The 23,700-nt window shown below is 68.2% G+C and carries 23 protein-coding genes; 10 read left to right on the forward strand and 13 right to left on the reverse strand.

Translation table 11 applies throughout. The annotated features are described in order from the left end of the window. The first annotated feature begins 2 nt into the window (after nucleotides 1-2). A complete protein-coding gene (locus MSZK_RS04255) occupies nucleotides 3-1,922 on the forward strand; it encodes a DNA polymerase III subunits gamma/tau (RefSeq protein WP_099245157.1) in 1,920 nt (639 codons plus the stop codon). 80 nt (nucleotides 1,923-2,002) lie between these two features. Continuing rightward, the gene (locus MSZK_RS04260) at nucleotides 2,003-2,377 is read left to right on the forward strand and encodes a heme-binding protein (RefSeq protein WP_099245159.1); all 375 of its coding nucleotides are present in this window, start codon (nucleotides 2,003-2,005) and stop codon (nucleotides 2,375-2,377) included. Nucleotides 2,378-2,390: 13 nt separating this feature from the next. Here MSZK_RS04260 and MSZK_RS04265 read toward each other — a convergent pair whose 3' ends face one another. Next, nucleotides 2,391-3,701: a class I SAM-dependent methyltransferase gene (locus MSZK_RS04265; protein ID WP_099245161.1), complete on the reverse strand. Its 1,311-nt coding sequence runs from the start codon at nucleotides 3,699-3,701 to the stop codon at nucleotides 2,391-2,393. Then, nucleotides 3,698-5,071, reverse strand: a complete 1,374-nt coding sequence (locus tag MSZK_RS04270; protein WP_099245163.1) for an FAD-binding oxidoreductase — start codon at nucleotides 5,069-5,071, stop codon at nucleotides 3,698-3,700. The genes MSZK_RS04265 and MSZK_RS04270 overlap by 4 nt, the downstream gene beginning before the upstream one ends. Before the next feature lie 90 nt (nucleotides 5,072-5,161). Between MSZK_RS04270 and MSZK_RS04275 the strand changes: the two genes are divergently transcribed. Further along, nucleotides 5,162-5,602: an SRPBCC family protein gene (locus MSZK_RS04275; protein ID WP_099245165.1), complete on the forward strand. Its 441-nt coding sequence runs from the start codon at nucleotides 5,162-5,164 to the stop codon at nucleotides 5,600-5,602. Here the strand turns inward: MSZK_RS04275 and MSZK_RS04280 are convergent. Beyond that, nucleotides 5,599-6,354, reverse strand: coding sequence for an Rv3717 family N-acetylmuramoyl-L-alanine amidase (locus MSZK_RS04280; protein ID WP_099245167.1), 756 nt, complete (start codon nucleotides 6,352-6,354; stop codon nucleotides 5,599-5,601). The genes MSZK_RS04275 and MSZK_RS04280 overlap by 4 nt on opposite strands. A 158-nt stretch (nucleotides 6,355-6,512) precedes the next feature. Here MSZK_RS04280 and MSZK_RS04285 point away from each other — a divergent pair, with 158 nt between their 5' ends. From MSZK_RS04285 to MSZK_RS04295, 3 genes are all read left to right on the forward strand, one after another. After that, entirely contained in the window at nucleotides 6,513-6,842 is a 330-nt protein-coding gene (locus MSZK_RS04285) for a YbaB/EbfC family nucleoid-associated protein (RefSeq protein WP_199203189.1), read from the forward strand. 3 nt (nucleotides 6,843-6,845) lie between these two features. Next, nucleotides 6,846-7,457 (forward strand): recombination mediator RecR, encoded by a 612-nt coding sequence (gene recR, locus MSZK_RS04290; RefSeq protein WP_099245169.1) that lies wholly within the window; start codon nucleotides 6,846-6,848, stop codon nucleotides 7,455-7,457. 94 nt (nucleotides 7,458-7,551) lie between these two features. Further along, nucleotides 7,552-8,433 carry a hypothetical protein gene (locus MSZK_RS04295; protein ID WP_099245171.1) on the forward strand — a complete coding sequence of 294 codons (882 nt, stop codon included), beginning with the start codon at nucleotides 7,552-7,554 and terminating at the stop codon, nucleotides 8,431-8,433. A gap of 21 nt (nucleotides 8,434-8,454) precedes the next feature. Here MSZK_RS04295 and MSZK_RS04300 read toward each other — a convergent pair whose 3' ends face one another. Next, on the reverse strand, nucleotides 8,455-9,165 hold the full coding sequence (locus tag MSZK_RS04300; RefSeq protein WP_099245173.1) for a type 1 glutamine amidotransferase: 711 nt from the start codon (nucleotides 9,163-9,165) through the stop codon (nucleotides 8,455-8,457). Next, a complete protein-coding gene (locus MSZK_RS04305; protein WP_371411285.1) occupies nucleotides 9,162-10,403 on the reverse strand; it encodes a MurT ligase domain-containing protein in 1,242 nt (413 codons plus the stop codon). Before MSZK_RS04305 ends, MSZK_RS04300 begins: the two co-directional genes overlap by 4 nt. A gap of 90 nt (nucleotides 10,404-10,493) precedes the next feature. Between MSZK_RS04305 and MSZK_RS04310 the strand changes: the two genes are divergently transcribed. From MSZK_RS04310 to MSZK_RS04320, 3 genes are all read left to right on the forward strand, one after another. Next, nucleotides 10,494-11,483 (forward strand): DEDDh family exonuclease, encoded by a 990-nt coding sequence (locus tag MSZK_RS04310; protein WP_099245177.1) that lies wholly within the window; start codon nucleotides 10,494-10,496, stop codon nucleotides 11,481-11,483. 52 nt (nucleotides 11,484-11,535) lie between these two features. Then, nucleotides 11,536-13,836 (forward strand): bifunctional diguanylate cyclase/phosphodiesterase, encoded by a 2,301-nt coding sequence (locus tag MSZK_RS04315; RefSeq protein ID WP_099245179.1) that lies wholly within the window; start codon nucleotides 11,536-11,538, stop codon nucleotides 13,834-13,836. 118 nt (nucleotides 13,837-13,954) lie between these two features. Then, nucleotides 13,955-14,164: a hypothetical protein gene (locus tag MSZK_RS04320; protein ID WP_099245181.1), complete on the forward strand. Its 210-nt coding sequence runs from the start codon at nucleotides 13,955-13,957 to the stop codon at nucleotides 14,162-14,164. 7 nt (nucleotides 14,165-14,171) lie between these two features. Here the strand turns inward: MSZK_RS04320 and MSZK_RS04325 are convergent, their stop codons facing one another. After that, nucleotides 14,172-14,558 carry an SHOCT domain-containing protein gene (locus MSZK_RS04325; RefSeq protein ID WP_099245183.1) on the reverse strand — a complete coding sequence of 129 codons (387 nt, stop codon included), beginning with the start codon at nucleotides 14,556-14,558 and terminating at the stop codon, nucleotides 14,172-14,174. Between the two features lie 10 nt (nucleotides 14,559-14,568). Next, nucleotides 14,569-16,383 (reverse strand): 2-isopropylmalate synthase, encoded by a 1,815-nt coding sequence (gene leuA / locus MSZK_RS04330; RefSeq protein WP_199203190.1) that lies wholly within the window; start codon nucleotides 16,381-16,383, stop codon nucleotides 14,569-14,571. A 356-nt stretch (nucleotides 16,384-16,739) separates the two neighbouring features. Between leuA and MSZK_RS04335 the strand changes: the two genes are divergently transcribed. Continuing rightward, nucleotides 16,740-17,597, forward strand: a complete 858-nt coding sequence (locus MSZK_RS04335) for a hypothetical protein (RefSeq protein ID WP_099245187.1) — start codon at nucleotides 16,740-16,742, stop codon at nucleotides 17,595-17,597. Here the strand turns inward: MSZK_RS04335 and MSZK_RS04340 are convergent. Genes MSZK_RS04340 through glnT form a run of 6 tightly spaced genes read right to left on the reverse strand, consistent with a single transcriptional unit; the run spans nucleotide 17,569 to nucleotide 23,652 of the window. Next, complete coding sequence (locus tag MSZK_RS04340; RefSeq protein ID WP_099245189.1) at nucleotides 17,569-18,210, reverse strand: XRE family transcriptional regulator; 642 nt, start codon at nucleotides 18,208-18,210, stop codon at nucleotides 17,569-17,571. The two genes, MSZK_RS04335 and MSZK_RS04340, sit on opposite strands and share 29 nt — an antisense overlap. An 11-nt stretch (nucleotides 18,211-18,221) precedes the next feature. Continuing rightward, nucleotides 18,222-19,409, reverse strand: a complete 1,188-nt coding sequence (locus MSZK_RS04345) for an FAD-binding oxidoreductase (protein ID WP_099245191.1) — start codon at nucleotides 19,407-19,409, stop codon at nucleotides 18,222-18,224. Further along, on the reverse strand, nucleotides 19,406-20,743 hold the full coding sequence (locus tag MSZK_RS04350) for an FMN-binding glutamate synthase family protein (RefSeq protein ID WP_099245193.1): 1,338 nt from the start codon (nucleotides 20,741-20,743) through the stop codon (nucleotides 19,406-19,408). The genes MSZK_RS04345 and MSZK_RS04350 overlap by 4 nt, the downstream gene beginning before the upstream one ends. Continuing rightward, nucleotides 20,744-21,421: a protein glxC gene (locus tag MSZK_RS04355; RefSeq protein WP_099245283.1), complete on the reverse strand. Its 678-nt coding sequence runs from the start codon at nucleotides 21,419-21,421 to the stop codon at nucleotides 20,744-20,746. Beyond that, a complete protein-coding gene (locus tag MSZK_RS04360) occupies nucleotides 21,418-22,314 on the reverse strand; it encodes a glutamine amidotransferase (RefSeq protein WP_099245195.1) in 897 nt (298 codons plus the stop codon). The genes MSZK_RS04355 and MSZK_RS04360 overlap by 4 nt, the downstream gene beginning before the upstream one ends. Before the next feature lie 30 nt (nucleotides 22,315-22,344). Next, nucleotides 22,345-23,652, reverse strand: a complete 1,308-nt coding sequence (gene glnT / locus MSZK_RS04365; RefSeq protein WP_099245197.1) for a type III glutamate--ammonia ligase — start codon at nucleotides 23,650-23,652, stop codon at nucleotides 22,345-22,347. Nucleotides 23,653-23,700: the final 48 nt, after the last annotated feature.

Consider the following 23,700-nt stretch of genomic DNA (forward strand, 5'->3'; position numbering starts at 1 on the left):
CCGTGGCGCTCTACCGCAAGTACCGGCCGGCAACCTTCGCCGAGGTGGTGGGCCAGGAGCATGTCACCGAACCGCTCTCGACCGCGCTGTCGGCGCACCGCATCAACCACGCCTACCTGTTCTCCGGCCCGCGCGGTTGCGGCAAGACGTCCTCGGCGCGCATCCTGGCCCGGTCGCTGAACTGTGAGCAGGGCCCGACGCCCACGCCGTGCGGGGTGTGCGACTCGTGTGTGGCGCTGGCGCCCAACGGCCCCGGCAACGTCGACGTCGTCGAGCTCGACGCCGCCAGCCACGGCGGTGTGGACGACACCCGCGAACTGCGCGACCGGGCCTTCTACGCGCCCGCCCAGTCGCGCTACCGGATCTTCATCGTCGACGAAGCGCACATGGTCACCACCGCCGGTTTCAACGCGCTGCTCAAGATCGTCGAGGAACCGCCCGACCACCTGATCTTCGTGTTCGCCACCACCGAGCCGGAGAAGGTGCTGCCGACCATCCGCTCGCGCACCCACCACTACCCGTTCCGGCTGCTGGCGCCGCGCACCATGCGCTCGCTGATCGAGCGGATCCTGGCCTCCGAGGACGTCGAGGTCGACGATGCGGTGTTCCCGCTGGTGATCCGGGCCGGTGGCGGCTCCCCGCGCGACACCCTGAGCGTGCTGGACCAACTGCTCGCCGGCGCCGAGGGCAACCGCGTGCACTACCAGCGGGCGCTGGCGCTGCTGGGCGCCACCGACGTGGCCCTGATCGACGACGCGGTCGACGCGCTGGCCGCCGGGGACGCCGCGGCGCTGTTCGGCGCGGTGGAGTCGGTGATCGACGCCGGTCACGATCCGCGCCGCTTCGGCACGGACCTGCTGGAGCGCTTCCGGGATCTGATTGTGCTGCAAGCGGTTCCGGATGCCGCCGCCCGTGGTGTGGTAGATGCCCCCGACGACGTGCTGGACCGGATGCGCGAGCAGGCCACCAAGATCGGTCCCGCGACGTTGGCCCGCTACGCCGAAGTGGTGCACGCCGGGCTGGGGGAGATGCGCGGGGCGACGGCGCCGCGGCTGCTGCTGGAGGTGGTGTGCGCCCGCCTGCTGCTGCCGTCGGCCAGCGACACCGAGGCGGCGCTGCTGCAACGGATCGAACGCATCGAGACCAGGATGGAGATCTCGATCCCGGCCGGCGAGGCCGCGATGAGCTCCGGTGCGCAGGCGCCGGCGAGCGGCCGACAGTTCGTGCGCAAGACCCAGCAGGCCGCGGCCGCGCCCGCCCCGGCCCCGGCACCCGAGCCGGTCGCCACGCCGGAGCCGGTTGCGCGGCCCGAGCCGGTCGCCAAGCCCGAGCCGGTCGCCAGACCTGAGCTGGTCGCCAAGCCCGAGCCGGTGCCCGAGCCTCCCGCACCTCCGCCGCCGGCTACCGAGCCCGCGGCGCCGCCGGCCCCACCGGCGCCCGAACCTGCCGCGGCACCGGCCGCTGCCCACGTCGGCGAGCCCGGCGCGGCGGCGGTGCGCAGCATGTGGTCGACGGTGCGGGAGAAGGTCAAGCAGCGCAGCCGTACCACCGAGGTGATGCTGGCCGGGGCCATCGTGCGCGCGGTCGAGGACAACACACTCGTCCTCGGGCACGAGTCGGCGCCGCTGGCCAAGCGGCTGAGCGAACAGCGCAATGCCGACGTCATCCGCGATGCGCTCAAGGACGCGCTCGGCGTGAACTGGCGGGTGCGCTGCGAGGTCGGCGTCGGCCAGCCGGTACCGCAGGCCGAGCCGCTGCCGCCGGAGCCCGAGCCCGACCCGGTCGAGGCCCAGCGGGCCGAAGAGGACAGCATGATCGCCGAGGTCGGCCGCGACGAGGACGCCGCCCCGCGCCGCGATCCCGAGGAAGTGGCTCTCGAGCTGTTGCAGAGCGAGTTGGGCGCCCGCAAGATCGACGGCTGAGGCTGTGAACAATCTGCACGGATGCTGGGGCTTTCCTGTGCCGTGAAGCGCTTGTGTGGCAACGCCCTTACGGTCGTTGCATGACCATCGACACGCGTCGGCTCGTGGCTTCGCTGGCCGGATGCGGCGCGATAGCCGTCGCTCTGTTGAGCCAGGCCCCCTCCGCGGCAGCCGATCCCGACGCACCGCCGCCTCCGCCCAACTGCACGGCGGCCGACATGGAAGGCGTCCGGATGGGTGTGCAGGCAGCCACCTCGGCGTACCTGTTCACCCACCCCGACGTCAACGCGTTCTTCACCAGCCTGGCCGGCCTGCCCCGTGATCAGGTGCGCGTTCGGGTGAAGGCCTATATGGCCGCCAACCCGCAGACCGCCACCGACATCACCGGCATTCGACAACCGTTGGTGGACATCAAGAACCGCTGCGGCGGGCCGCTGCCCGGCTCGGCGGTGTGACCGCAGCCCTCGGCTAGGCCGTCCACCACGGGCGCAGTGGCAGCCCGCCGTCGCCGCCCTTCTCGTCCAGCTTGACCGCCAGAACCTGGTGCAGCTGAACCACATTGGTGTCGAAGCCGAGTCGTGAGCCGGCCATGTAGAGACCCCACACCTTGGCGGTGGCCAGGCCGACCTCTTCGACGGCCTCGTCCCAGTGCTCGACGAGATTGCGGCACCAGTCGCGCAACGTCATCGCGTAGTGGTGGCGCAGATTCTCCTCGTGCACCACCTCCAGACCCACGTCCTGCGCCTCGGTGATGATGCGACCCGACCCGGTCAGCTCCCCGTCGGGGAACACGTAGCGGTCGATGAAACCGCCGGTCGCCGTCATCCGGTTGTCCGGGCGGGTGATGCAGTGGTTGAGCAACAGCCCACCGACGCGCAGCTTGGTCTTCAGGAAGCCGAAGTACGCGGGGTAGTTGGCCACCCCGATGTGCTCGGTGAGGCCGATCGAGGACACCGCGTCGAAACCGCTCTCCAGCACGTCGCGGTAATCGCTGTGGCGTACCTCGGCCAGATCGGCCAGGCCCTCCTCGGCGATCGCCTTCTGCGCCCACGCCGCCTGCTCGCGCGACAGCGTGACACCGATGGCTTTCACCCCGTGCCGCGCCGCGTAGCGCACCATGCTGCCCCAGCCGCAGCCGACGTCGAGCAGCCGGTCGCCGGGTTTGAGGCGCAGCTTCTCGAACACCAGGCGGTACTTGTTGTCCTGCGCCTCCTCCAACGTCGCGTCGGCGCTCGGATAGCAGGCGCAGGTGTAGGTCATCGACGGGCCCAGCACCCATTCGTAGAACGTGTTGGACACGTCGTAGTGGTGGTGGATGGCGTCGGCGTCGCGCTTCTTGCTGTGCCGCAGCCCCTCGGCGAAGCGCCGCCAGCGCGGCAGCGCCTCCTGCGGGGGCGGGGCGATCGGCTTGAGATGCTCGATGCCGATCGAGCGGACGATGTCGACGAGCACCCGGGCCGGTGGCCGCTTGAAGTCAAGGTTCTGCGACAGCGCCCGCAACAGCTCGTACGGGTCACCGGGATGCACGCCATGGGTTTCCAGATCGCCCGCGACGTAGGCGCGGGCCAACCCCAGATCACCGGGGGCGGTGGCCAGGTAGGTGGTGCCGCGCGGGGTGCGCAGATCCAGGCCCAGCTCGGCGTCGTCGGGCCCGGCGGTGCTGCCGTCGTAGGCGGTGAACCGCAGCGGAAGCTCGCCACCGGCGGCGAACATCTCCAGGATCTCGGCCAGGCTCAGCTTGCCTGGCGCGTGCGCGTCGTTCTCACGGAAGGTCGTCATTGTCTCTGCACCGCCTTTGCGTAGAGGTCAAGCAGCCGTGAATCCGGGTCGTAGGTCTTCTTTACGGTGTTATAGGGTTCGCCGCCGTAGAGTTCGTCAAACTCCTCGCGGGTGTAGAAGGCGTCGGAGTACAGCGACTTGTGCCCGTCGAGGTCGCTGATCGTGTTCTCGATCAGGCGGTTGGTGTACCCGGGGGTGGGGCCGGCCGGCACCGACGACCAGAACCCGACGTTGACGTAGCTGTGCCCGGCCCGCAGCGGGTACAGCGGCCAACCGGCCGGGTCGCGCAGCCGCAGCGGGCACAGCCAGACCGGTTCGATCGGGATCTCGGCCAGGAACCAGGTCAGAAACTCCTCGCAGCGCTCGATCGGCACCTCGACGTCCTGCACCACCCGTTCCAGCGGTGGGCGGCCGTGGCGGGCCTCGATCCGGTCGGCGATGTTGAACTTCTGGTCGTAGCCGATCAGCTTCCAGTAGAAGCTGCTGCGCCGGTAGCGGCGTGGCCAGAACCGGCGCAGCGTCGGGTTCTGGGCACCGAACGCCCGTGAACACCAGAACCAGTCGGTGTCCCAGCGCCACAGGTAGTCGTGGATGGTCAGCCGGTCGTCCTTGACCCCGTCGCGATGCTGAATCGACCGGTAGTAGATGTCCTGGCCGGTGTAGTCACTGACCGCACCCGCGGTGGGCGCCTGCATGCCCAGGCACAGGTAGCTCTCGTCGGCGCTGAACACGACCCCGTCGAGGTAGTCGACCCGGGTGCCGTCGTATCCGCCGGTCTCGATGATCCGGTCCATCGCGGTCATCAGGTCGGCCAGGGTGTGAAATCTCAGGTGCTTGAGCGCAACGAACGGTTTGACCGGTTCCAGCTCGATCCGCAGCCGAACCGAATAACCAAGGGTGCCATAGGAATTGGGGAAGCTGCGAAACAGATCCGGATGCTCGTCGCGGCTGGTGGTGATCACTTCGCCGGCACCGGTGAGGATGTCCATCTCGATCACCGACTCGTGGGGCAGTCCGTTGCGGAACGACGTCGACTCGATACCCAGCCCGGTGACCGCACCGCCGAGGGTGATCGTCTTGAGCTGCGGGACGACCAACGGCGACAGCCCGTACGGCAGGGTCGCGGCGACCAGGTCTTCGTAGGTGCACATGCCGGCCACGTCGGCGGTCTTGGCCTGCTGATCTATGGAGATCACCCCGGTCAGTCCCGAGGTGTCGAGCCCGGGGGCGCTGCGTTTGGCGCGGGCGCGGAACAGGTTGGAGGTGGGTTTGGCCAGGCGGACCGAGGCGTTCGGGGGTATGGCGCGGTAGCTGGCCAGAAGCCGGTCCACGCCCTCGGCGTGAGCTGTCAGTGCTGTGGAAACAGACACACGACTACGCTAGTCCGCAGCCCCAGCCGACGCGACCGCATGGCTGGCGGATCACACTCCACACCACCGTCACTCGAGGAGTACTACCTGATGGGACAGGTCAGCGCTGCCAGCTCGATCCTGATCGACGCCGACCCGGCGACCGTGCTCGCCGCGATCGCCGACTACCAGGGCGTGCGCCCGAAGATCCTGTCGTCGCAGTACAGCGACTACCGGGTGCTGCAGGGTGGCCAGGGCCAGGGCACCGTCGCGACCTGGAAGCTGCAGGCCACCAAGTCACGGGTGCGCGAGGTGCAGGCTGTCGTCGACGTCGCCGGTCACACCGTGATCGAGAAGGACGCGAACTCCTCGATGGTGATCAACTGGACCGTTGCACCCGCCGGTGCCGGCTCCACCGTCACCCTCAAGACCACCTGGAACGGTGCCGGTGGCATCGGGGGCTTCTTCGAGAAGACCTTCGCGCCGCTGGGGCTGCGCCGGATTCAGGACGACGTGCTGGCCAACTTGAAGACGGCCGTCGAGACCCGCTAGCTGGTGCGCGGCGGCTGGGTGGCCAGGAACGCCGCGATGCCCGACACCACGGCGGCGGCGTACTTCTGACGGCCTTCCGGGCTCTCCATCAGCGCCGAGTCGGCGGGGTTCTTCATGTTGCCGAGTTCGACGAGCACCGCGGGATATTGGGCCAGGTTCAGTCCGGCGAGGTCGGCGCGTCCGTACAGGCCGTCGGAGCCGATGTAGTTGGCCGCCGGCAGGCCGGACGCGACGAGCTGGTCGCGCATCACGCGGGCGAGCGCAACCGACGGCCCGGCCTGAGCCTGGTTCAGCGGCGGGCTGGAGTAGTTGACGTGGAAGCCGCGCCCGGTGGCCGGTCCGCCGTCGGCGTGGATCGACACGATCGCGTTGGGCGCCAGCGAGTTCGCCATCGCCGCGCGTTCGTCGACGCACGCCGCGACCTGGTTGTCGTTGCCGCGCGACATCGCGGTGCGCACCCCGAGCTGGGTGAGCATCTGGCGGACCAGCAGCACGGTGTCCCAGTTGAACGTGTGCTCGGGATAGCCGTCGTTGGTGCTGGTCCCCGACGTCTGGCAGTCCTTGGTGCCGCCCCGGCCGGTCGGGACCTGCTTGGTCATCGACGCGTCGTTGGCGCCGTTGTGGCCGGGGTCGAGGAACACGATCATCCCGGCGATGTTGGGTGCGGCGTGGGCGAGCGGCGTGGTCACCGTCGAGGCGACCAGCAACACGGCGCTGCATGCTGCGGCGACGACACGCGTGCGGGCGGACATAAGCACGCGCGTCACCGTAACTCGTCGCCGTCTAGGCTTGAAGTCACTGACCGCGCTAATCCGCAGGCGAAACCAAGTCGAGACCGAGACGCAAGGAGACCGTCATGCAACCCGGTGAGATTCCCAATCTGGAGGGCTTTCGCGACCAGGCGGAACAGATGCGCGACCAGCTGATGCCGGGATTGCAGGCCGCTTTGCAGCAGGCCCAGGAGATGCAGCAGAAGCTGATGGAGGCCCAGGCCGCATTGGCCGCTGCCGAGGTGCACGGCCAGGCCGGCGGGGGACTGGTGCAGGTGACGATGAAGGGCAGCGGGGAGATCGCCTCGGTGCGGATCGACCCGAAGGTCGTCGACCCCGCGGACGTCGAAACGCTGCAGGACCTCATCGTGGGGGCGATCGCCGACGCGGCCCGTCAGTTCGCCATCCTGGCGCAGACCCACCTCGGACCGCTGGCCGGCCAGGCCGCGCCGGGTCTGCCGGGGGCCTGACTTTTGTTCGAGGGCCCCGTCCAGGATCTGATCGACGAGCTCGGCAAGTTGCCGGGCGTCGGTCCCAAGAGCGCGCAGCGGATCGCCTTCCACCTGCTGTCGGTGGAGCCGCCGGACATCGACCGGCTGACCGCGGCGCTGGGCCGGGTTCGCGACGGGGTGCAGTTCTGCGAGGTGTGCGGAAACGTCTCCGACGGGCAGCGCTGCCGGATCTGCAGCGACGCCCGCCGCGACGGCTCGCAGGTGTGTGTGGTCGAAGAACCCAAGGACGTGCAGGCCGTCGAACGCACCCGCGAGTTCCGCGGGCGCTACCACGTGCTGGGTGGCGCGCTGGACCCGCTGTCCGGTGTCGGTCCCGACCAGCTGCGAATTCGTCAGCTGCTCAACAGGATTGGTGAGCGTGTCGACGGTGTGGACGTCACCGAGGTGATCATCGCGACCGATCCGAACACCGAGGGCGAGGCGACGGCCACCTATCTGGTGCGCATCCTGCGTGACATCCCGGGGCTGACCGTGTCGCGCATCGCGTCGGGCCTGCCGATGGGCGGTGACCTGGAGTTCGCCGACGAGCTCACGCTGGGCCGCGCCCTGTCCGGCCGCCGTCAGATGGTCTAGCGCCCAAACCGACACATGGGCGCGTAAGTGCGAGTAACTTCCGCCATTTCGTCGATCTCGGCAGGCTGTCGGACCCCGCGACGACGATGCCGACATGACCGAAGTTTTTCTGGGTAGGGAAGCACTGGGCGGTGGCCTCTCACGTCACGATCTGCGCCGCTGGTACCGGCCGCTGTACCGAGGGGTATACGTCCCGAAGTACACCTCACCGTCGTTGAGAGACCGGGCACTCGGGGCTTGGCTGTACACCAACCGCACAGGCGTCATCGCCGGCACGGCCGCCTCAGCGCTGCACGGTGCGCAATGGGTCGACGACGATGAACCGATTGAGGTGCTGGTCGAGGAACGGCGCAGGCAGGTGGGGCTCACCGTCCGAATGGACCGCTTTGCCGACGATGAAGTCGTGAGGATTGCCGATCTTCCTGTTACGACACCGGCCCGCACCGCCTTCGAAATCGGCCGGTACGCCAGGCGCGCAACGGCTCTGGCCAGGCTGGACGCGCTGATGCGAGCAGCGCCGTTCTCCGCCGAAAGCGTGGACCTCCTCATCCGGCGCTATGGGCCGGTCAGGGGCGTGCGACAGCTCCGCGAACTCCTGCCGTTGGTCGACGCGGGCGCCGAATCTCCGAAGGAAAGCTGGCTACGCCTATTGCTGATCGACGGCGGACTGCCCAAGCCCGAAACTCAGATCCCGGTGGTCGACGGAGGCGCCCCGATCGCATACCTGGACATGGGTTACCGAGATATCCGGCTGGCCTTCGAGTACGACGGTGACCAGCATCGCACCGATCGGCGGCAATACGTCAGAGACCTGCGACGTCTACCCGCGGTCGAACGAGCCGGGTGGGAAGTGATTCGCGTGATCGCTGAGGACCGGCAGGCCGAAGTTCTGGCGCGGGCGAGGGAGGCATATGTGCGCCGAGGAGGTGCCGAGATCGACGAAATGGCGCGATTTACTCGAGGTTTCGCTGCGTAATGTCGGTTTGGGCGCAGGAAACTACGCGCGGCGGGGCGCGGCGAGGCGTTCGCGGCGCAGCTGTTCGACCTCGGGCAGCGGTAGCGGCTCGAGCGGGCCGACCACCCGCGACAGCAGCAGATCCGCCAGTTCGGGATTGCGAGCCAGGCACGGTCCGTGCAGGTAGGTCGCGACCACGCTGCCCTGCACCGCGCCGTCGTAGCCGTCACCGTCGCGGTTGCCCGCGCCCTTGACGACCGCCGCCAGCGGTCGCGCGTCAGGGCCCAAAACCGTTCCACCGCGGTGATTTTCGAATCCGGTCAGGGGTTGGGTCAGCCCGTCCACCAGCGGCGTGGACACCACCTCGCCGATCGTGCGGGCCGGCTGCGGCGACGTGGTGACGTCGAGCAGTCCCACCCCCTCGACCCGTTCCCCGGCCGAGGTCTCATACCAGTGCCCCAGCACCTGGATCGCCGCGCAGATCGCCAGCACCGGAGCGCCGCGCGCAACGGCGCGCTGCAAACCCTGATGTGTCAGAAGATGTTTGGTGGCCAGCCGCTGCGCGTAGTCCTCGGCGCCGCCGAGCGTGTAGAGGTCCAGCGAGTCGGGCACCGGATCGCCCAGCGTGATCTCGACGATCTCGGCGGCGATTCCGCGCGCGCGCAACCGCTGGCGCAACACGACCGCATTGCCGCCGTCGCCGTACGTGCCCATCACGTCGGGCAACACCAGTCCGATCTGCACCGTACTCATCGCATGCGCCCCAATGTCCGGGTCAATTGCAGGAACGCGGTGTAGTTCGCGACCACCTCGACATGGCCCTTGGGGCAGGAGTTGATCGCGTCGATCGTGTTGTGCACCAACGTATGTGGCACACCGGCATAACCGAGCCGCACGGCCAGATCGGTGCCCCGCTCGCCGGCGGCGACGACGGGAACGCCTTCGAAGTGCTCGAAGTTGACGTCCCACAACCAGGACAGATCCTCACCGTCGGGTACTTGTCCGTTGACCGCGATCACCACCCCGTCGGCGCTCTGGTCGACCATCGACAGCGCCTCCTGCCACCCGGCCGGATTCTTGGCCAGCAGAATTCGGGCGGTGTGATCGCCCATCGACACCGTCTGATATCGCCCGGCGACCTCGTCCACCGCACTCACGGCGGCCACCGCGGCGGCCGGATCCGCACCCAGCGCGACGGCGGCCGCCACCGCCTGGGTGGCGTTGCCCCGGTTGACCTTTCCCGGCAGCGAGAGCCGCATCGGCAGCTCCAGACCGGCGGGGCCGTAGACGGTCGTATCGTCGAACCACCACTGCGGGCTGGGCCGCTTGAAATCGGTGCCGGTGGAATACCAGTCCACCCCGTCGCGGACGATCACCTCGCCGCTGCGCGGGCAGCTCACCGAGTCGTTGGCCCAGCCGCCGCCGGCGGCCACCCACACCACGCGGGGACAGTCATAGGCCGCCGAGGTCATCAGCACGTCGTCACAGTTGGCCACCACGATCGCGTCGGGGTGGCGGGCCAGCCCGGCTCGCAGGGTCCGCTCGATGTGGTTGATCTCACCGACCCGGTCCAGCTGGTCCCGCGACAGGTTCAGCAGCACGATCACCGCGGGGTCGACGGCGTCAGCGACATGCGGGACGTGCATCTCGTCGACCTCGAGAGCGGCCAGCGATGCGTCGCGGCTGCCGGCCAGCGCGGCGACCAGCCCGGCGTCCATGTTGGCGCCCTCGGTGTTGCTGGCCACCGGTCCCACTGTGGCCAGCGCCGCGGCGACCATCCGGGTGGTGGTGGATTTGCCGTTCGTACCGGTGACGACCACGGTGCGCCGGCCGGCCCCGAGTTGGCCGAGGATCGAGCGGTCCAGGGTCATCGCGACCAGGCCACCAATCATCGCGCCGGCGCCGCGACCCGTCACCCGGGATGCCCAGCGCGCGGCGGAACCGGCGGCCAGCGCGGCGCGCCCTCGCAATGTCATCGTCGGCCTGGGCATCGGAACGCAAGTTTAGGTGCTCGACGAGCGGTCGGCCGACACGGATTCGATGTCCCGGGCACTGTCGGACCTGCGTGCCATCCTGACTGTGTGAGCCACACCTGGGGTCGACCCGCCCGCGAGCCGGGGGACGGCTGGGTCGTGGTCGACGTCGAGACCTCGGGCTTTCGGCCCGGTCACGCCAGGATCATCAGCCTGGCCGCGCTGGCGCTGGACCCCGACGGGCGCGTCGAGCACTCGGTGGTCAGCCTGCTCAATCCCGGCGTCGATCCCGGGCCCACCCACATCCACGGCCTCACCGCGGAGATGCTGGAGGATCAGCCGACGTTCGCCGATATAGCGCCCGACGTCGTCGATCTGCTGCACGGCCGCACCCTGGTCGCCCACAACGTGGCGTTCGACTACGCGTTCCTGGCCGCGGAGGCCGAGCTGGCCGACACCGCGCTGCCGGTGGATACCGTGATGTGCACCGTCGAGCTGGCCCGCCGCCTGGACCTCGGGCTGGAGAACCTGCGGCTGGAGACCCTGGCCCGGCACTGGTCGGTGCCCCAGACCCGCGCCCACGACGCGTTCGACGACGCGCTGGTGTTGTCGCGGGTGCTCGCGCCGGCTCTGCAGCGGGCGCGCGAACGTGAGGTCTGGCTGCCGGTGCGCCCCGCCACGCGGCGCCGCTGGCCCAACGGCCGGGTGACCCACGACGAACTGCGCCCGTTGAAGATGCTGGCCTCGCGGATGCCGTGCCCGTACCTGAATCCCGGGCCGTACCGCCGCGGCGGCCCGTTGGTCCAGGGCATGCGCGTGGCGTTGTCCGCCGAGGTCAATCGCACCCACGAGGAACTCGTCGAGCGCATCATCCACGCCGGATTGGCCTACGCGGATGCCGTCGACCCGCAGACCTCGCTGGTCATCTGCAACGACCAGAAGCCCGAACAGGGCAAGGGGTACCTCGCGCGCGAGCTCGGAGTGCCGGTGGTGTCGGATCGGCAGTTCATGGAGTCGATCGATTCGGTGGCCAACGGCACCGGGATCGACGTGTTCGTTCCCTCGGTCGACCAGGGTCAGCAGTTCGCCCTGTTCTGACCCGCGGCTTCGCTAGCATCGTCCACCGGGTGGTGATGCAGTGGAAGATCGCATGAGCAGGCCACGGTCGGCTTTGCCGATCCTCGCCTCGGCGCTCTGTTGTGTCGTGCTCGCCCTCTGGTTCGGGTTCAAGTGGGGTGGCGAGAACACCGTACGGATCGTCGACGGATTGGCCTTCGCCGCATTCGGGGCGTGGGCGACGGGGTGCGCCGTGGTCGCCGCCCGTGCGGCTCAGGGCAGAAGCCGCACCGCATGGACCACGATGGCGATTGCGTTGGTCGCCTGGACCGTGGGAGAGCTGACGCGGGCGTTCTTGACGCTGGTAGTCGAGCGCAGCCTGTTCCCGTCGCCGGCGGACTTCCTCTACCTGATTTTCGTGGTGCTCGCGCCGGTTGCCTTCCTGCAATTCCCGGCCGAACCGATGCAAGGATCACGCACCCGGCTGCTCTTCGACGCGTTGATCGTTGCCGCCTCGCTGTTCCTGGTGTTGTGGGTGGTCGTGCTCGGCGACGTCTACCAGGCCAGGGGAGTGGACAGCGTGATGCAGGGCCGGGCGCTGCTGTACCCGTTGTTCATTCTGTTCGTGTTCGTCGGGGTGATGGTATTCGTCGTCCGCTCCGGTGCAGGTGACAGCGTCGTGATGTGGCTCCTCATGGGCGGGGTCACGCTCATGGCGTTCTCCGGGATCACGTTCGCCTTCCTGCAGGGCGCCAACCGGTATCACCCCGGGCACATCACCAGCATCGGCTGGGTGCTGGGAATGTGGTGCTTCGGTGCGGCCGCATTGCTGAGCCGCCGCCCGCGGCCACCCCAGCCGACGATGAACTCGCCACAATCCTCGATCGTCCTGTGGCTGCCCTATGTGCCCCTTCTGGTTGCCGGCACCGTTGCACCGGCAATCGTCATGTCCGGTCTGCTGCGAATTCTGGTGCCGATCGTGATGACGCTCATCTGCATCCGCCAGGTGCTCTCGGGCGTGGAGAACCGGCGACTACTGACGGCCGCGGCCGACCAGGCACTGCGCGATCCGTTGACCGGACTGGCCAACCGCACGTTGTTCCAGGATCGGCTCACGCACGCAATGGCCCTGCGTGGCCGCGACAATCGCTGTGTGGCCGTGGTGTCGCTCGATCTCGACGACTTCAAGCTGATCAACGACAGCATGGGGCACCCGGCCGCCGACGGCCTGCTGATCCGGGTGGGGGAGCGCATCGCGAACCGTGTGCGCGCCGGTGACACCGTGGCCCGGCTCGGTGGCGACGAATTCGCGCTGCTGCTCGAGGGGGATGTCGACGAGGCACATCTGGTGTGCGAGCGGGTGATCGCCGCATTCGACACCCCGTTCGTCATCGACGGCCACGACGTCCTGATGCGTCCGAGCGCCGGCATGGCGATCGCGTCGTCGGCCGAATCCGACCTTTCACCAGAAGAATTGGTAAAGCGGGCCGACATCGCGATGTATTTCGCAAAACGGTCCCGCAATTCGACCGTGCACACCTTCACTCCCGAGATGACGATGCTCGAGCCCGGCGCCGACGAGGTGGCCGGGGGAAGCGAGGACCGTTCGGTCGGCACCGGGGCGGCGCAGGTCCGGCTGCTCGGCGAATTGCGGCGCACCATCGAGCGCGGCGGCCTCGACATGGTCTACCAACCCAAGTTGGATCTGCGCACCGGCCGGATCGCGGGCGTGGAAGCGCTGCTGCGCTGGCCCCATCCGCAGCTGAAAGTGCTTCGGCCGGCGGCATTTCTGCCACTGATCTTGCGACACGGTTTGATGCGTCCGGTCACCGACCTGGTGTTCTCGAAGGTTCTCGACGACGCGGTCCGATGGTCGTCGACGGGACTGGAAATCCCGGTCGCGGTCAACCTTTTCGCGCCGTTGCTGCGTGACGCGCGGCTGCCTGTCACGGTGGGCGGTGTGCTCCAGGAGCATGGGCTGCCGGCCAGGCTGCTGACCATCGAGATCACCGAGGACGTGGTCCTCGACGAATTGGGCCGGGTCGCCGGGGTGCTGCAGCAGCTGCGCGACGACGGTGTCCGAGTTGCCATCGACGACTTCGGCAGCGGTTATTCGGCTTTGAGCTATCTGCGTGATCTGCCGATCGACGAGGTGAAACTCGATCGGCATTTCATCGCGTCGGTCGCCACTGACGCCAGGGCCGCGGTCGTGGTCAGCGCCGTCATCGAACTGACCCACAACCTCGGGATGACCGTGGTCGCTGAGGGTGTCGAGGACGCCGAGACCGCGGCGTGGCTGGCCGAGCACGGTTGCGACATCGGACAGGGGTACTTCTTCGGCCGTCCGGTACCGGCCGCCGACATCCCCGCCATGCTGATCCAGCGCGCCCAGTGACCCTCCGAGGGTCCTGTATGTTCCGACCCAACACCCTGAGGCCGGCGGACACCTGAATTCTGTTGAGGTACCGTCGAGTTGGGCCCACACCACTATTTGCGAACAAGGCGGTCCCGTCATGACGAAAAACAGGCTGGCCTCGGCCGCCGGGGTGGGGGCCATCGCGGTGCTCGCGATATTCGCCGTCACCACCGGCGTGAGCGACTCCACGGCGACCCGCACCTCGGCCGATTCCGGGCAGGAGTCGAAATTCCCGACCCCCACACCGCCGTCGCCGGCGATGGTGTCCGGGGCGGTGACCACCACCAGCGCCCCGGCCATCCGCTGACCAGCGGCTAGTGCAGCGCCTTGGCCTTCAGCGCCTCGAACTCCTGCTGGGAGATGGTCCCGGCGTCCAGGAGTTGCTTGGCGTGTTCGATCTCTTGTGCCGGCGACCGGCCCGCCGCTTCCCGGATGTAGGCGTCGGTGTCCTGTTTGGCCGCCAGCGCCGCTTCCCTGGCGCGTTCGGTCATCCCCTGGCCGCGCGCGATCAGATAGATCAGCGCGGTGATCCAGGGGAACACGATCAGGAAGATCACCCACACGGCCTTGATCCAGCCGGACGTCGTGTGATCACGCCAGAACAGGTCCACCAGAATCTGGAACAGCACCAGCAGGTAGGCGATCCAGGCGAAGATGATCAGGAAGTGCCACAGGAAATCCCATGTCGAGCCCCAGTCCATGGCCTACTCCTTATGTTGTTGGGATCACACCGATTCGGGCGGCGCGGTTCACCGCGGAGACCACGGCCCGCAGCGAGGCGGTGGTGATCGACGTGGCGATGCCGACACCCCAAACCGTGCGACCTCCGATGGACGCCTCGACGTAGGCCGCTGCCGCGGCTTCCTCGCCGGCCGACATCGCGTGCTCGGAGTAGTCCAGCACGCTGACGTCGAAGCCGACGGTGCCCAGCGCGTCGACGAACGCGGCCAGTGGTCCGTTGCCTCGGCCGTTGATCTCGGTCTCGACGCCGTCGATCTTCACGACGGCCTCGATGACGTCGGTGCCGCCGTCGACCTCGGCGCCGATCACCTTCTGCCGAATGCGTTCCAGCGGGCGGACCGGTGCCAGGTACTCGTCGGCGAACGCGTCCCACATCTCCTTGGGTGAGACCTCGCCGCCCTCACCATCGGTGATCTTCTGGATCGCCTGGGAGAACTCGATCTGCAGCCGGCGCGGCAAGACCAGCCCGTGGTCGGCCTTCATGATGTAGGCCACCCCGCCCTTGCCGGACTGCGAGTTGACCCGGATCACAGCTTCGTAGGTGCGGCCGACGTCCTTGGGGTCGATCGGCAGGTACGGCACCTGCCACAGGATGTCGTCGACATCCGAATCAGCCTCATCCGCAGCGACTTTCATCGCATCCAGACCCTTGTTGATGGCGTCCTGGTGGCTGCCGGAGAAGGCGGTGTACACCAGATCGCCGCCGTAGGGGTGCCGCTCGTGGACGCCCAGCTGGTTGCAGTACTCGACGGTGCGGCGGATCTCGTCGATGTTGGAGAAGTCGATCTGCGGATCCACGCCACGGGAGAACATGTTCAGCCCCAGCGTCACCAGACACACGTTGCCGGTGCGCTCACCGTTGCCGAACAGGCAACCCTCGATGCGGTCGGCCCCGGCTTGATAGCCCAATTCGGCTGCGGCTACGGCTGTTCCGCGGTCGTTGTGCGGATGCAAACTCAGGATGATCGAGTCGCGGCGGGCCAGGTTACGGCTCATCCACTCGATAGAGTCGGCGTACACGTTGGGCGTGGCCATCTCGACGGTGGCGGGCAGGTTGACGATCAGCGGCCAGTCCGGCGTCGGCTCGATGATCTCGGAAACCGCGTCGCACACCTCTTTGGCGTAGGACAGTTCGGTGCCGGTGTAGGACTCGGGGGAGTACTCGTAACGCCACCGGGTGCCGGGGTGCTTGGCCGCCTCCTGCAGGCACTTGCGGGCGCCGTCGGTGGCGATCTTCTTGATCTCGTCGCGGTCGGCGCGGAACACCACCCGCCGCTGCAGGATCGACGTCGAGTTGTAGAAGTGCACGATCACGTTCGGCGCGCCATGGCAGGCCTCGAAGGTCCGCTCGATCAGCTCGTCACGGCACTGGGTCAGGACCTGGATGGTGACGTCGTCGGGAATGGCGCCCTGCTCGATGATCTCGCGGACGAAGTCGTAATCGGTCTGGCTGGCCGACGGGAAGCCGACCTCGATCTCCTTGTAGCCCATGTTGACCAGCAGCTCGAACATACGGCGCTTGCGGGCCGGGCTCATCGGGTCGATCAGCGCCTGGTTGCCGTCGCGCAGGTCGACCGCGCACCACATCGGCGCGTGCTCGATGACCTTGTCGGGCCAGGTGCGGTCGGCCAGGGTGACGGGCTCGACCTCGGCCGCGAACGGGCGATACCGGTCGACCGGCATCGACGAGGCACGCTGGGTGTTCCAGGACGGCTGACCGTCACGGCGCGGACCGGCGGGGGTGGTGATGGTGCGGGCAGATACGTAGGCGTCCACGGAATCGATGGACGGCTTATGGGTGGTCACGATTGGGCTCCGGGTGTCTTGGATTGGACTTCAGACCGGCGCATCGCGAACACCCGCGACGGGAGGCCGGTCTGGATCAGACCCCGTCGCGGCGTCCGAGAAGGAGCACCCGCTGCACAAGTCCGTACTGTACTCCCGCGATGGCGGCGGACCAAAGCGCGGATTTTCGAGCTGCCGCGGACACGCCCACGATCTGGGCTTTTCCGCTGCCGCCGACCCGAACACTGCGGCGGAATCGGAGTCCCAATACCGGCATCAAGAGTTCGCTGGCAGGGTAAATTGGCGTCGTCGTAAGCCGTGATCGGGAGTAATTCGTGCCACTCAGCGTTCGCTCCATGCTCGCCACCGGGGTCTCGATGACCGCTGCCGCCACCATCGCCGTGGCCCCGCTGCCGGCCGACCCGCCACCGGTCGCGCACACCGCACCCGTCGTGCTCACCGGCGCCTGGCAGGACCTGGAAGCCACCACCAGCCAGAACCTACAAGTGCTGCTCAGCCTTCTCGTCAACTATCCGCCCGCGCCGATCCTCTCCCAGATCGCCGAGAACGTCGGCGTCTATGCGCGCTGGCTGCAAGGGCAGGATGGCGGTAATCCCGCGCTGATCGCCAAGACGATCAGCCAGCACCTCGTGGCGGTCGGCACCACCGTGGCCAATTTCGCGCTCCTGGCACCGCTCAGTTTCATCGGGCCGTTCATCGCGCCGGGTGTGATGATGGCTCAGTTGATTGCCGACACCGCCAAATACCCGTCGACCCCGCAGACCGTGCTGCAGGCGTTCATCGATGCCCCGGCCAACTATCTCAACGTCACCCTGAACTGCTGCTCCACCTCGGTGTTCAGCCTGGCCTTCGGCCTCATCAACCCCGGTCCGCTCGGCTATCTGCTGCAGATTGCACCGGCGATCGCCACCGCGCTGAAGATCACGCCACCCGCCGCCTCGGGAACCCGGCAACCGGCTGCCGCTCAGCAGTCCACCCCCGCCGAGAAGCCCGCGACCGGCAAGACCCCCGCAGTCGGCCAGAGCCGCCGGTCACAGTTGATCACCGTGCCGCAGAAGTCTGTCGCCGCGCGCAGCGCCAAGCGCCCCGCCGCGGCCGCTAAGCCCGCCGGGGCAGCCGGACGCGACGCGACATCGGGGGCGCAGGGCAAGTCGGCGCGCGCCGTCAAACCTGCGAGTCCGGGAACGCGATAACCGACAGGAACCGGATCGGCACCTCGATCAGGTCCGCCGGGCCGTGCGCGCCCTCCCCGTCGATCTGCAGTGAGTCGCCGGGGTGCAGCCGGTACACCGAGCGGCTGTGGGCGTAGTCCATGACGCCTTCGAGCACGTAGATGAACTCGGTGCCCGGATGCTGGAACAGCGGATAGGTCTTGCTCTTCTCCGACAGGGTGACCAGCAGGCACTCCAGCCTCTTGTGCTCGCCGCGCAGCGAGCCGAGCAGTTGGTATTCGTGGCCCTCCCGGGTGCCGGTGCGCACGATCCGGGCCCCGGTGCCGGCTTTCACGAAGGCCGCCGGCCGCTCGACGTCGGCGCCGCGGAACAACGTGGTCACCGGAACGTCGAAGCCCTTGGCCAGCAACGCCAGCGTGGACAGGCTGGGCGAGGTCTGGGCGTTCTCGATCTTGCTCATCATCGCCTTGGAGATGCCGACCCGGGCCGCCATGTCGGCCACCGACAACCCCAGCTGCTGGCGCAGCAGCCGCACGTTGTGGGCGATCGCGGCCTCGAATTCCAGCTCGGCGACCGGCTCGTGCGGGTCGCGGTCCCGGGCGGTGCCCGACTGGTTGCGCAGTAGATCGGTCACAAGCGCAGTGTCTATCGCATCTGCCCGGCGCCGACATAGGGATACGGGCTCTTGAGCAGCTCGCCCTCGGCGAACCGGGACAGCCGGAAGTCGGTCTCCGGTATCCGCGGGTCGCTGCTGCGGCCGTCGACGACCAGGTCGGCGACCAGCCTGCCGACCGCCGGGGCGATCTTGAAGCCGTGTCCGCTGAAGCCGGCGGCGACGAACAGTCCGGCGCGCCCGCCGGCCGAGATCACCGGATTCCAGTCGGGGGTGACGTCGTAGCACCCGGCGTAGCTGGTGGTGATCGCCGCATCGGCGAACCCGGGAAAACGGGTGCCGACCTTGTCGACGGTCAGGTCCACGAATTCCTCGGTGGCCCGGTTCAGGTAGTCGTCGGGATCGGCGGTGGCGACATCGGACAGGTCGCTGTTGCCGAACAGCACGTCCCCGCCGACCTCCGGGCGGACGTACTGCAGCGAGACCAGGTCGGAGAACACCGGTACCGGCCCCAGTTCGACGCCGGGCGAGATCATCACGATCTGTTCGCGGACCACCCGGATCGGTACGTCGATCCCGTAGGGCGACAGGAAGGGCTGGGTCCACACCCCGGTGGCGACGACGACGGTGCCCGCGCTGATCCGGGTGCCGTCGGCCAGTTGCACCCCGGTGACGGTGTCGCCGTCGGTGAGCAGGCCGGTCACGGTGGCGCCCTGGCGAATGCGCACACCGGCACCGCGGGCGGCCACGGCGAAGGCCTGGGCCGTCTGGTAGGCGTCGCCGTAACCGCCGCGGGACTCCCAGCCGAACGCGGCGAACGGGGACAGGTCGGCGAACGGCCACAGCCGGGCCACCTCGGCGGCGTCGATCTCCTCGGTCTGCACGCCGACCGCGCGTTGTGCGGCCATGCTTTTGCGCAGTGCGTCGACGTTGGGTTCGCCGACGCCGACGACGTATCCGGTTTGGCGGAAACCGATGTCGTCTCCGAAAATCTCCTCGGCCTTCTCGAACACCTCCAGGCCTACCGTCGCCATCGCGGCCAGCGAGCTCACCCCGTAGTGGCAGCGCACGATCCCGCTGGACTTGCCGGTCATCCCCGACGCGACGGTATTACGTTCCAGCACAACGACATCAGTGATGCCGCGCTGGCTCAGCGCCCAGGCTGCGGCACACCCCTCGATGCCGCCGCCGACGATCACCACATCGGCCGTCTCGGTCACAGGCCGGCCCCGGGGATCCAGGACGTGCCCGCCAACGGAACCCTGGCCATCGCGGCGGCCTCGATGGTGACCGCGACGAGGTCTTCGGGTTCCAGATGCAGCAGATGCGCTTTGCCGCAGGCGCGGGCGATGGTCTGGGCTTCCATCGTGAGAACCCGTAGGTAGTTGGCCAGTCGCCGGCCGGCGTCCACCGGGTCCAGCCGGGCGGCCAGCTCCGGGTCCTGGGTGCTGATGCCCGCCGGGTCGCGGCCGTCCTGAAAGTCGTCGTAGAACCCGGCGGCACTGCCCAGCTTCTCGTACTCGGCGGCGTACTTGGGGCTGTTGTCGCCTAGCGCGATCAACGCGGCGGTGCCGATGGCCACGGCGTCGGCACCCAGCGCCATCGCCTTGGCGACGTCGGCGCCGGTGCGGATGCCGCCGGAGACGATCAGCTGCACTCCCTTGCGATGCACCCCCAGTTCGGAGAGCGCCTGCACCGCCTGCGGCACCGCGGCCAGCGTCGGGATGCCGACGTGCTCGATGAAGACGTCCTGGGTGGCGGCGGTACCGCCCTGCATCCCGTCCACCACGACGACGTCGGCGCCGGCGGCCACGGCCAGCTTCACGTCGTAGTACGTGCGGGTGGCGCCGACCTTGACGTAGATCGGCTTCTCCCAGTCGGTCAGCTCGCGTAGCTCGTTGATCTTGATGGTCAGGTCATCGGGGCCGGTCCAGTCCGGATGCCGGCACGCCGAACGCTGGTCGATGCCCTCCGGCAGGGTGCGCATCCCGGCGACCCGCTCGGAGATCTTCTGGCCCAGTAGCATTCCGCCGCCACCAGGTTTGGCGCCCTGGCCCAGGACCACCTCGATGGCGTCGGCCTTGCGCAGGTCGTCGGGATTCATCCCGTAGCGCGACGGAAGATACTGGTAAACCAGGTATTTGGACTGGCCGCGTTCCTCCGGTGTCATGCCGCCGTCACCGGTGGTGGTCGAAGTGCCGACCTCACTGGCTCCGCGGCCCAGGGCCTCCTTGGCCGGGCCGGACAGCGCACCGAACGACATACCGGCGATGGTGACCGGGATTTCCAGGTGCAGAGGATGTTTGGCGTGCCGGCCGCCGAGGACGACATCGGTACCGCAACGCTCGCGGTATCCCTCCAGTGGGTACCGCGACATCGACGCACCCAGGAACAGCAGATCGTCGAAATGGGGCAGTGGGCGTTTGGCGCCCCAGCCGCGGATGTCGTAGATGCCCGTCTCGGCGGCCCGCTGGATGCCGGCGATGGTGGCGCGGTCGAAGGTGGCCGATTCGCGCAGGCCCAGGCGGGCGCGATCGTCGTGGGTGTATGTCATTTAGTAAACCGAGCTGTTGTCGATGTGGAAGTGGTAGAGCTGGCGGGCCGACCCGTAGCGGGTGTAGGCGCCGGTGTCGTCGTCCTCGAACCCGGCGGCCTTGAGCAGCCGGCCGAGCTCCTCGTGATGCTCGGCGCGCATCTCCTTGGCGACGCAGTCTGCTCCGAGCGAGGCGACGTCGCCGCGGACATACAGGCGCGCCTCGTAGATCGAATCACCTAGTGCTTCACCGGCATCGCCGCGAATCACCAGCCGCCCGGCCTGGGCCATGAATGCGCTCATGTGCCCGACGCTGCCGCCCACGACGATGTCGACCCCTTTCATGGAGATGCCGCAACGGGCCGCGGCGTTGCCTTCGACGACAAGCAGGCCGCCGTGCGCGGTGGCGCCGGCCGACTGGGAGGCGTTGCCCTTGACCCAGACGGTGCCGCTCATCATGTTCTCGGCGACGCCGGTGCCTGCGTTGCCGTCGATGATCACCTCAGCCTGCTGGTTCATCCCGGCGGCGTAATAGCCGACGTGGCCGTCGATCCGGACTCGGACCGGGGCGTCGATGCCCACCGCGACGTTGTGTGCGCCGGCGGGGTTGGTGATCGCGAACTCACCGGACAGTCCCGGCGCGTGCAGGGCCGCGTTGACCTCCCGCAGCGGTGTGGACGCCAGGTCGAACGTCGTCATCTCGTCCACGCGTACACCACCTCGGGCTCGGGCTCCCAGATGGCGGCCTTCTCCACCCCGGGCAGGCCGGCCAGCGCACGGTATTCGCTGCCCATCGCCACCCAGTCGTCGGTCTCGGCGATCACCGCGGGCTTGCAGGCGATCGCATCCCGCACCACGGCGAACGAATCGTGGTTGGACACCAGCAGGGTGTAGAAGCCGTCAAAGGTGGCACACAGCTCTTTCAGTGCCGACTCCACGTCGCGTCCGTTGGCCAGCTGCTCGGCCACGAATCGGGCGCCGACCTCGGTGTCGTTCTCGCTGTCGAACGCGACGCCGGCAGCCTTGAGGTCGCGACGGATGGTGGCGTGGTTGGCGAACGAGCCATTGTGCACCAGGCACTGGTCCGGGCCCACCGCGTAGGGGTGGGCACCGGCCGGTATCACCGCCGACTCGGTGGCCATTCTGGTGTGTCCGACACCTTGCCAGCCCGCAGCGTCCGCCAGTCCCCACGCCTCGGTGAGTGCCCGGGGATGGCCGACACCCTTGAGCACGGCCACATTGGCGCCAAACCCGGCGATCAGCGCGTGGGGGTAGTGGGCGGTGACCGCCGCGTGCAGCGTTTCGGCGGCGACATCGGCCGAGACCAGCAGCGTCTCGTCGACTCGATGCACCGACACCGCACCGCCCAGCGCCGCATGGAGTGCGGCGGTCAGCTGCTCGGGGCTGTCGTCGACGTCGAGGACCGACACGGTGGCCTGCCCCGGCGGGGACCATCGCGGATCCCCGTAGACGGCCACCCCCGCGGAATCACTTCCGCGGTCGGACATTTCGCAGAGCATGCCGGTCAGCAGTTCGCCGAGCCGGGGGTAGAGCTCGGGGTTGCGTAGGTGCAGACCCACGATCCCGCACATGGTGTTCCTTCCTCGCCTAATCAGGCCGAATCAGAATGCGGTCAGGTACCGGTCGACCTCCCACGGGCTGACCGCGCTGTGGTAGGCGAAGAATTCGTCGCGTTTGATCCCGGCGAAATAGGCGGCGACCCCGTCGCCGACGGCATCGAGCACGCCGGTGATCACCGGATCGCCCTCGAACTCGTCGACGGCGTGCAACAAGGTGGGCGGCAACGCGGTTCGGCCGTCGGTGCCACCGATCGCGCCGGGGTCGAGGCTGCGCTTGATACCGTCGATGCCCGCACCCAGTGCTGCGGCGATGGCGAGATACGGGTTGGCTGATCCGTCACCGCCACGCAGTTCGACCCGCTGGGCGTCCGGTACCCGGATGTAGTGGGTCCGGTCGTTGCCACCGTAGGTCGGCAGCTTGGGCGCCCAGGATGCGCCGGAGGCCGTCGTCAGCGCCCCGGTTCTCTTGTAGGAGTTGACCGTGGGGCCGACGACCGCCTGCAGCGCGCAGGCGTGGTCGAGGATTCCGCCGATGAACGCGTAGGCGGTGCTCGACAGCCCCAACCCGCGTTCGTCGGAGTCTTCGGGGAACACCGGGGTGCCGCCACTGGTCAGCGACAGGTGCAGATGCAGTCCGCTGCCGGTGCGGTCGGCGAACGGTTTGGGCATGAACGTCGCGATCATGCCGCGCTCGGCGGCGATCATCGACAGCAGATAGCGCAGCGTCACCACCCGGTCGGCGGTGGTCAGCGCGTCGGCGAATTGGAAGTTCTGCTCGAACTGACCGTTGCCGTCCTCGTGGTCGTTGGCGTAGTTGGACCAGCCCAGGGAATTCATTGCCGTCGAGATGGCGGTGAGGTGGTCATACATCCGGGTGACGCCGCGGGCGTCGTAACAAGGCTGGGCCGCGGTGTCGGCGGCGTCGGCGGTGACCAGGCTGCCGTCGGCGGCGCGGGTCAGCAGAAAGTACTCGACCTCGGCGCCCACCCACGGCTCGAAACCGGCGTCGGCGGCGCGCTGGATCAACGACTTGAGAATGACCCGCGGAGCGTACGGCCAGGGCCGCCCCTCGACGTGCGGATCGCAGTGCACGATCGCCAGGCCTTCTTTGATGAACGGCACGGGTGTGAACGACGCGGGGTCGGGAATCGCCATCAGGTCAGGGTCTTTGGGTTCCTGACCGATTGCCCCGACGGCGTATCCCGCAAAACCCACGCCCTCGGTGGCCAGCAGGTCGACGGCTTCGACGGGAACGAGTTTGGCGCAGGGCTTTCCGCGCAGGTCGACGAACAGCGCGAGGATGAATTTCGTTGCTGACGTCGCGGCCAGGTCGGCGAGGGTGGCGGACATGTTCTCTAACAGGCTCTTTCGTGGTTCTGGTGGAGGGTGGCGAGTCGA

Origin of the sequence: Mycobacterium sp. shizuoka-1, from assembly GCF_002723835.1 — a bacterium.
GTDB lineage: Bacteria > Actinomycetota > Actinomycetes > Mycobacteriales > Mycobacteriaceae > Mycobacterium.